Source organism: Actinoallomurus sp. NPDC052274 (genome assembly GCF_040679475.1).
GTDB lineage: Bacteria > Actinomycetota > Actinomycetes > Streptosporangiales > Streptosporangiaceae > Actinoallomurus > Actinoallomurus liliacearum.
This window is the reverse complement of the sequence record NZ_JBFAUT010000159.1, coordinates 1-1,214: the sequence shown is the minus strand read 5'-3', so window position 1 is coordinate 1,214 and position 1,214 is coordinate 1. Positions and strand designations below refer to the sequence as shown.

Sequence of the window (1,214 nt, the reverse complement as noted above, 5' to 3'; positions counted from 1 at the left end):
GTCGCATGAGGATTCGTGCTGATTCGCCGGGTGTGCGACGTCAGGTGCTGGCGGTCGTCCACAGGTCGTGGATCCCCTTTTTACCGGCAGAACGCAGCACGGCGAGAAAGGTCATAGCGAGCATCGCCATAGTGATGTGCCGGTACCAGGCGTGGTAGAGACGGAACTGGTACTGGTCCAGTCCCGCTTCTTGCTTGGCGGCCTCGAAACACTCCTCAATCGGCCAGCGGGACCCGATGACCCGAACCAGCTCCGACAGCCCGTCACCGCGCAGATTATGGCAATGGAAGTACGCGAGCTCACCGTCGGTGATGTTCCGGCGGAATACGTACTGGTGCCCAGGGGTGCCGGATTCGATCAGCGCCCAGTCATAAACCCGGAACCCTTTGGCTCCGATCCCGCAGGAACGCCGCTGCCAATCGTGAGGTTTCAACCGCGCGGCGATGTTCTGGACGACGGCGGGGCCCGCGGCAGCGGTGGACACATTGCCCGTTGTGGTGTCGGTGGTCTTGGGCACGGCCATGCAGTAGGCGATCTGGGCTGCTTCCAGGTAGGAGCGCAGCCCGGGGTTTTGGCCGAACTCCTCGTCGGCGGCGAACCACGCGAACGGCACCCCGGCCGCGAGCGTCCGGGTGATCATGGCCGCCACCTGCTGCGGACGCGTCGCGAACGTCACCTGTTCGGGCACATGAGCTTCGGCTCGCCGGTCAGGCTCAGCACACCACGATTTCTCCGGCAGATACAGTTCACGGTCGATCAGCACCCGATCCCCGGCCGTGTTGGCATACGCCAGGAACACCCCGATCTGACAGTTGTCGATGCGGCCCAGCGTCCCGGAATACTGCCGCTGCACCCCGGCCGACTTGGTGCCCTTCTTCGCGAACCCGGTCGGGTCCGCGATCAGCACCGCCCGCTCGTCGGCGAAATGCTCGATCGCATAGGAGCGGACCTCATCACGCAACCCATCGGCGTCCCATGGCGTCAGGTTGATGAACCGCTGCACCGCCGTCGGCCTGCGCTCACCGGTGAACTCCGAAATCGTCCAGGAGTTCTTCCGCGCCAACGGCGCCAACAGCCCACGCAGATACTGACGGAAGTGCTCACGCGGCTCAGGCCGTACCCACCGGCCCTCAAACCGCGCACACACTCGTTCGAACTCCGACTTCCACGCATCCAGATCCGCGGCTGTCACCGCACCGGCGTATTGGAGGGGC

1 protein-coding gene is annotated in these 1,214 nt (G+C 64.7%); it reads right to left on the bottom strand.

What is annotated here, in order from left to right; genetic code table 11:
• Nucleotides 1-40 precede the first annotated feature (40 nt).
• A complete protein-coding gene (locus AB0K82_RS44620; RefSeq protein WP_364409856.1) occupies nt 41-1,177 on the bottom strand; it encodes an IS701 family transposase in 1,137 nt (378 codons plus the stop codon).
• Between the last annotated feature and the right edge of the window lie 37 nt (nt 1,178-1,214).